The following is a 6,586-nucleotide window of genomic DNA, read 5'->3' on the forward strand; positions in this document are numbered from 1 at the left end:
GGCCGGCCACACCGGGATTTCGACGCAGCCGCTTAAGTGACCGACATCTCCGGAAAGGATCGCAGCAATGGTCGAGGTGCCAGAGAACCTGCGGCTGACGGCCGCGGATAACCCCGAGGTCGAGCAGTGGGTGGCCGGCCTGCCGGGTGTGGTCGACGAGCTGGTCGCACGCTGGGGCCTGCGGCTGGGTGAGCCCTACCGGCCCGGTGGGTCGGCGTCCTGGGTGGCGCCGGCCGGCGACGGGCGGGTGCTCAAGGTGGGGTGGCTGCATGACGAGGCGCTGCACGAGGCGGACGGGTTGCGCGCCTGGGACGGGCGCGGCACCGTCCGGCTGCTGGCCGACGACAGGTTCGGCGAGACGTGCGCATTGTTGCTCGAGGCGTGCGAGCCGGGCACGACGTTGCGGACGGCGCTGCCACCCGCCGAGCAGGACGAGATCGTCGCCGGGATCCTGCCCCGGCTGTGGATCGAGCCGGCGCTCGGGCATCCGTTCCGGACGCTCGGGCAGATGTGCGAGATGTGGGCGCGAGATTTCGACCCGATGGGTACGCCGGACGCCGGGCTCGCCCGCACCGGCCTCGAGACCTGGCTCGAACTGCCCGCAACGGCAGACCGGTCTGTGCTGCTGTGCACCGACCTGCATCCCGACAACGTCCTGGCCGCCCAGCGCGAGCCGTGGCTGGTCGTGGACCCGAAGCCCTACCTCGGCGACCCTGCCTACGAGCCGACGCAGCACATGTTCAACTTCCGCGACCGGCTGTTCGCCGACCCCGGCGCCTTCGCGGACCGGATGGCGGGGTTGCTCGACCTCGACGCTCAGCGGGTGCGGCAGTGGCTCTTCGCCCGATGCGTGCTCGAGGCCGACGAGTGGGCGCCCCTCTGGGACGTGGCCCGCCGGCTGGCGCCCTGAGCCAACCAAACCAGGCTGATCACACCCAGACGGCCGTACCGTCGATCCGCCTCGAGGAGAGCACGTGGCAGCCCATCGCCGAGGCGGTGCGCAGGATCGTCTCGCGGGCGCGCACCACGTCCTCCGGCGGATACGCGACGCGGATCTGGTGCCCGTACGCCGTCTCGTAGGTCAGCCGCCACCCGAGATCGGTCGCCACGAAGTGGTCCTGCCGAGTGTCCTCGTCCCGGAAGCCGCCGCGGTCGGCCGTCGGCGCGAGCGCCTCGCGAAGGATCCGCAGCCGCTCGTCGTAGCCGAGCCGCCCGTCGGTCAGCCGCACGTAGACGTGGTCCAGGTCGGCGGGCTGGTCGAACCACGGGTCGACCGCGGTGAGCAGGTACGCGGCGGCGCCACCGTCATGCCGCTCGTAGAAGGCGCCGCGCGGTGTCCACACGATCACCGGCCACTCGTCCGGCGGACCCTCGGTGAGCCAGCACAACCGGTCGCCGTTGCTCGTGCCACCCCAGACGAGGAGGCCGCCGGGCTCGGGAAACAACGGGTACCGGTAGTCCGACGGGAACTCCGCGCGCTCCTCGGCCTCGATGTCGACGACGCTCGCCTCGTCGACGATCGAGGGCCCGCCGTCGCCGAAGGGCGAATACGCGTACGCGAGGCTGCCGAACTCACCGCGCCCGTACCTCTCGATCAGGATCTTGAAGTCGGCCGGAAGGCCGCAGCCCAGCGCAGCCTCGACCGCGGCCCAATCACCCCGCGCGTCGATCGGCGCCGCCGGCGGCGGGACCCTGAGCAGCAGATCGTCGGTGGTCGGGCTCATCGAACCTCCATGGCCGGGGATGGTATCTATCCGGCGGCCGCGGTGTAGCGCCGCGCCAGCTCGCGGAGCAGGTCGCGCAGCTCGGGCGGGTCGAGCACCTCGAAGTCGATGTTCAGGCTGGTCAGGAACCCGACCAGGTTACTCAGCGACTGGGCGCCCGTCTCGAAGATGCAGGTCCCGTCGGTCTCCTCGGTGAGCAGGCCGGCCGCGGCCGGGAGCTGGACGGCCGACACCGGTGCGTGCAGCCGGACCCGCGCCGGGTGCGCCCACGCCAGGGATCCGGTGCCGCGGACCACGTGGCGGGCGGCGTCGTCGGGTGGCTCGCGCGGCGTGAAGCGGGGGCCGGTCGGCATCAGCGGGGTGATGCGGTCGGCGCGGAAGGTGCGCCAGTCCTCGCGGTCGAGGTCCCACGCGAGCAGGTACCAGCGGCGGCCGGTGTAGACGAGACGATGCGGCTCGGTTCGGCGCACCGCGTCGCGGTGGGTGAAGCGCAGAATCAGGTTGCTGTGGCAGGCCTCCGCGATGGTGCTCAGCACCTCGGCGTCCACAGTGGGCATTGTGCCGGGTGCCGACACGGCGGCCCGGAACGCGTCGAGCCGGTGGCGTAACCGGGCCGGCAACGTGCGCTCGAGTTTGGTCAGGGCGCGCAGGGACGTCTCCTCCAGCCCGGTGACCGTGCCGCCCGCCGCGACCCGTAGACCCACCGCCACGGCGACCGCCTCGTCGTCGTCGAGCAGCAGCGGGGGCATCGCCGTGCCCGGGGCCAGGCGGTATCCGCCGGTGATGCCGGTGCTGGAGCTCACCTCGTACCCGAGGATCCGAAGCCTTTCGATGTCGTTGCGGATCGTCCGCGTCGTCACGTCCAGCCGGCTCGCAAGGTCGGCTCCGGACCAGTCGCGGCGCACCTGGAGCAGCGACAACAACCGAAGCAGGCGCACCGACGTGTCCAACATTTCTCGAGTCTGCCAGAACTTGCGGAACCGGAGCTTCCGCAGTGACCTCTAGCGTTGCGGGCATGAGAGGTTTCGCGACTTTGAACATCTGGGCAGACGACGTCGAGGCGGCCGAGAAGTGGTACGCCGAGTTCCTCGGCCAGGACGCCTACTTCCACCGCAACGGGCCGGACGGCAAGCTCGCCTACGCCGAGTTCCGGATCGGCGACTTCGAGGCCGAACTCGGCATCATCGACCGGCGGTGGGCGCCGGCCGCATCGGTTGCCGGGCCGGGCGGCGCGATCATGCACTGGCACGTCGATGACCTGGAGGGCACCGTCGAACGGCTGCTCGCGCTGGGTGCGAAGGAGTACCAGAAGATCACACCGCAGGGCGACTCCGGCTTCGTGACGGCGTCGGTGGTCGACCCGTTCGGCAACGTGCTCGGCGTCATGACGAACCCCCACTACGTCGCGATCACGGATGGTGTGAAGAACCCGCAGTAATGTCGAAGCGTGCCTGACATGCCTCCGAAGCTGGCCGAGATCGTCGACGAGTTCGCGTCCGCGCCGCGTGATGTGGTGCTCGAGATGTTGCTCGAGTTCTCCGATGCGGTGCCGCCGCTGCCGCCCGGGCTCGCCTCCCATGAGGGCATGGAGCAGGTCCCCGAGTGTCAGACGGCGTTCTTCCTGCGGGCCGAGGTGCAGCCGGACAAGACGGTCCGGACGTACTTCGACTGCCCGCCGGAAGCGCCGACCACCAGGGCCTTCGCCGGCATCCTGGCCGAGGGTCTCGCCGACGCGACACCCGGCGAGATCCTGGCGGTGCCCGACGATCTCTATGCACAGATGGGGCTCGGCCAGGCGATCAGCCCGCTGCGGATCCGCGGTGGGACGGCGATCCTGGGCAGGTTGAAGCGTCAGGTACGCGAGCAGTCGGAGTAAGCATGGACATCCAGGTCTGGTCCGACATCGTCTGCCCGTGGTGCTACCTGGGCAAGCGCCGGCTCGAGGAGGCACTGCGCGGCGACAGCGTGACCACGGTGACCTATCGGGCGTTCCAACTCGATCCGACGCCGGTGCTGGCGCCGGTGCCGCTCACGGAGGCGCTCGCCGCCAAGTTCGGCGGGCCGGCCCGCGCGGAGCAGATGTTCGGCCACGTGCGGTCGATCGCGGCCGGTGACGGGCTCGAGCTCAACTTTGACCGGGCGATCGCGGCGAACAGCTTCGACGCCCACCGGCTGATCGCGTGGGCGGCGGCCCAGGGCCGCCAGTCGGCGATGCTGGAGGCGCTGCAGGTCGCGCACTTCACCGATGGCGTGGACATCGGTTCGCACGCTGCGCTGGGCCGGGTGGCGGGTTCGATCGGCTTCGACGCGGCCGCTGCGCTAGCTTTTTTGAGTACGCGTGAGGGCACCGACGAGGTGAACGCCGACTTCCAGGCCGCGCGCGACTTCGGCATCACCAGCGTGCCGACGTTCGTGATCGACGCGCGCTACGCCGTCCAGGGCGCCCAGGAGGTCTCGGTGTTGCGGTCGGCGTTCGCCGAGATCCGCCGGCGCGAGTCGATCCCGTCATGACGGCCGTTCCGCGGTTGACCCATGTGCGCGTGAACGTGCGCAGTCTCCCGCGGGCGATCGAGTGGTATGCGCAGCTGTTCGGGGTTCGGCCGGAGGGTCACTGGCCGCCGGCCGCACCGACGTACGTGCACTTCACCCTCGGACCCGCGCAGTTCGCCCTGGGTGAGTACGAGCCGGCGCCCAGCGTCGACACGCCCTACGGCACTCGGAAGTTCACGATCCGCGACCCCGACGGCAATGAGCTCGGCTTCGTCCAGAGTTGATCTTCTGGTTTCACGTGGAACGGGCGAGGCCGTCGATCACCACGGCGTTCGGCAGCGCGCCCAGTGCCGGGCCGGCGATGGCGATCTTGCTGTGGCGTACGCCCGAGCCGATGATCACGTGGGGCTGGGCGCCGATGCGGGCGTCGACCAGCACCGGCCAGTCGTGAGGCAAGCCGATCGGGGTGATGCCGCCGTACTCCATGCCGGTTAGCCGCACCGCGTCGTCCATCGGTGCGAAGCTCGCCTTGCGCACGTCCAGTTGCTTGCGGACCACGCCGTTCACATCCGCGCGGGTGGTGGCGAGCACGACACAGGCCGCGTATCGGGTGACCTCACCGCGGCGGCCGGCCACGATCACACAGTTGGCCGACTGCTCGAGCCCGATGTCGTAGGCCTCGCAGAACGCCGCGGTGTCCGCCAACTCCGAGTCGATCGGCGCGACCAGGACCTGGTCACCGTCCACGGGCGCGTCGGGGGGCCACACCTCCAGGGCGGCCGCGACCGGCTTGCCGAGCAGATCGAGCCGGGACAGGGCGGGTTCGAGCTTCAAGCTTCCCATCACGAGGTCATCCTCGCTCAATACCGTCCGGCCAGGTAGTCCCGCCACGTACGGGTGCCGCGCGGTGACGCATCGGTGGTCAAGGCGCCGGCGCGGATCTCACGGCCGAAGCGGCCGGGGATGTGGATCGGCCAGATCGGGCGGCGCGAGTGGCGGGCCTCCAGCCACTGTTTCGTCAGCTGTTCGAGGGTCAGACGTTCCGGGCCGGCGATCTGCTCGGTAGCGCCCGTGGCGCCGCCGGACAGCAACTCGGCGATGCGATCGGCCACGTCCTCGACCGCGACCGGCTGGAAGACCAGGCGGCGGTCGATCAGCACCGGGCCGAGCTTGCTCGACGCGCGGAGCAACGTCTCGATCAGCGAGGGGAACTGGGCGGCCCGCAACACCGTGAACGGGACGCCACTCGCCCGGACGACAGCCTCCGTCTCCAGCTTGATCTTGTAGTACGACAGGGGAACCCGGTCGATGCCGATGATCGAGATGTAGAGGACGTGTCGCACGCCGGCGGCCCGGGCGGCCTCGAGCAGGCGGCGGGTGCCCTCGATGTCGGTGCCGCGGGTCTTCGTGGGGGACGACGCCAAGTGGACGATCGCCTCGACACCCTCGACCGCCTCGCGGAGACCCGTACCCGTCAAAAGGTCGGCAGCGACCCACCCGGGCCGCGCCCGCCGGCTCATCGGCCGCACCTCATGGCCGTCCGCGACCAGCCGCGGAACCACCGCGGACCCCAGAGTTCCGCTCGCTCCCGTCACGAGAATCACTCGCCCACCCTATTTCGAACCCGGCCTCAGACCGAGGCCGATCCTGCCGACTCTCAGAGGGTGTGGGGGAGCGACGCAGCGCACGCGTAGGCACGGTGAGTGGCCTCGCCCTGCTCGCCGGCGGAACAGCGGTCGCGGCTGTGGCCGGTGGGGCGCACTCGATCTTCGCCACGATCCTGCTCGGGATGCTGACGGTGGGCATGGGTCACGCCCTGCTCGAAGAGATCCGGCGCCAGGCGCGCCGGTCGATGGCCGGCTGGGCCACCCACGACACGGTGAACGCGGTGCTGCTGGCGGCGTGGGCGGCGGGCGCGCTGATCACAACGGTCTTGGCCGTGATGCCGGCGTCGGTGCGGGCCGTGGGGGTGCTGCTTTCTTTGGGGTACGCGCTGAGCTGCGGCTACTTCGTCCTGGAGCGTCGCCGCACGGTCACCGCGGCTACGGAGACCGTGCCGGAACCGCCGGCGGCGCCTTCCGCGGCCGCGCCGCTCACGGCCCGGCCGCCCATCACCTGACTCTTTCCTCGACGGCCTGAGGCTCGTCGGTGCCGCCTTTGTGTGGCTTGGCCGGGTTGCCGTTGTCATCGCGTTGGGCTGGGCGGCTGTGCGGCGGGCTGGGCTTTGTGTGGCCGGTTGCCGTGGTCGTCGGGTCGACGGCTTGGTTGTCGGCTGGCCGCGTTGCGGTGTCATCGCGTCGGGGTGGGCGGCCATGCGGTGTGGGTGGTGGGTTGGGGTTGGTGGGGCCGGGTTGCGGTGGTTGTCGGGTTGG

At 70.6% G+C, this 6,586-nt stretch carries 10 protein-coding genes; 6 read left to right on the forward strand and 4 right to left on the reverse strand.

What is annotated here, in order from left to right; genetic code table 11:
• Window positions 1–67 precede the first annotated feature (67 nt).
• Window positions 68–910, forward strand: coding sequence for an aminoglycoside phosphotransferase family protein (locus AB0M20_RS20595; protein WP_364300364.1), 843 nt, complete (start codon window positions 68–70; stop codon window positions 908–910).
• 19 nt (window positions 911–929) lie between these two features.
• On the opposite strand, the gene AB0M20_RS20600 is transcribed toward AB0M20_RS20595, so the two are convergent.
• Together AB0M20_RS20600 and AB0M20_RS20605 are read right to left on the reverse strand one after the other, a co-directional pair.
• Complete coding sequence (locus AB0M20_RS20600; RefSeq protein WP_364300366.1) at window positions 930–1,724, reverse strand: SMI1/KNR4 family protein; 795 nt, start codon at window positions 1,722–1,724, stop codon at window positions 930–932.
• A 26-nt stretch (window positions 1,725–1,750) separates the two neighbouring features.
• On the reverse strand, window positions 1,751–2,677 hold the full coding sequence (locus tag AB0M20_RS20605) for a YafY family protein (RefSeq protein WP_364300368.1): 927 nt from the start codon (window positions 2,675–2,677) through the stop codon (window positions 1,751–1,753).
• Window positions 2,678–2,739: 62 nt separating this feature from the next.
• Between AB0M20_RS20605 and AB0M20_RS20610 the strand changes: the two genes are divergently transcribed.
• From AB0M20_RS20610 to AB0M20_RS20625, 4 genes are read left to right on the forward strand one after another with little or no spacing between them, the layout of a single operon-like run.
• Entirely contained in the window at window positions 2,740–3,162 is a 423-nt protein-coding gene (locus AB0M20_RS20610; protein ID WP_364300370.1) for a VOC family protein, read from the forward strand.
• A gap of 9 nt (window positions 3,163–3,171) precedes the next feature.
• Window positions 3,172–3,600 carry a SufE family protein gene (locus tag AB0M20_RS20615; RefSeq protein ID WP_364300372.1) on the forward strand — a complete coding sequence of 143 codons (429 nt, stop codon included), beginning with the start codon at window positions 3,172–3,174 and terminating at the stop codon, window positions 3,598–3,600.
• A 2-nt stretch (window positions 3,601–3,602) separates the two neighbouring features.
• Window positions 3,603–4,235, forward strand: coding sequence for a DsbA family oxidoreductase (locus AB0M20_RS20620; protein WP_364300375.1), 633 nt, complete (start codon window positions 3,603–3,605; stop codon window positions 4,233–4,235).
• Window positions 4,232–4,498 carry a VOC family protein gene (locus tag AB0M20_RS20625; RefSeq protein ID WP_364300377.1) on the forward strand — a complete coding sequence of 89 codons (267 nt, stop codon included), beginning with the start codon at window positions 4,232–4,234 and terminating at the stop codon, window positions 4,496–4,498. The genes AB0M20_RS20620 and AB0M20_RS20625 overlap by 4 nt, the downstream gene beginning before the upstream one ends.
• A gap of 10 nt (window positions 4,499–4,508) precedes the next feature.
• Here AB0M20_RS20625 and AB0M20_RS20630 read toward each other — a convergent pair whose 3' ends face one another.
• Together AB0M20_RS20630 and AB0M20_RS20635 are read right to left on the reverse strand one after the other, a co-directional pair.
• Window positions 4,509–5,057, reverse strand: a complete 549-nt coding sequence (locus AB0M20_RS20630) for a YbaK/EbsC family protein (protein WP_364300383.1) — start codon at window positions 5,055–5,057, stop codon at window positions 4,509–4,511.
• 17 nt (window positions 5,058–5,074) lie between these two features.
• Complete coding sequence (locus AB0M20_RS20635; protein WP_364300379.1) at window positions 5,075–5,818, reverse strand: NAD(P)H-binding protein; 744 nt, start codon at window positions 5,816–5,818, stop codon at window positions 5,075–5,077.
• A 95-nt stretch (window positions 5,819–5,913) separates the two neighbouring features.
• Here AB0M20_RS20635 and AB0M20_RS20640 point away from each other — a divergent pair, with 95 nt between their 5' ends.
• Complete coding sequence (locus tag AB0M20_RS20640; RefSeq protein ID WP_364300381.1) at window positions 5,914–6,333, forward strand: hypothetical protein; 420 nt, start codon at window positions 5,914–5,916, stop codon at window positions 6,331–6,333.
• Window positions 6,334–6,586: the final 253 nt, after the last annotated feature.

Origin of the sequence: Actinoplanes sp. NPDC051633 (genome assembly GCF_040681735.1) — a bacterium.
Classification (GTDB): Bacteria; Actinomycetota; Actinomycetes; order Mycobacteriales; family Micromonosporaceae; genus Actinoplanes.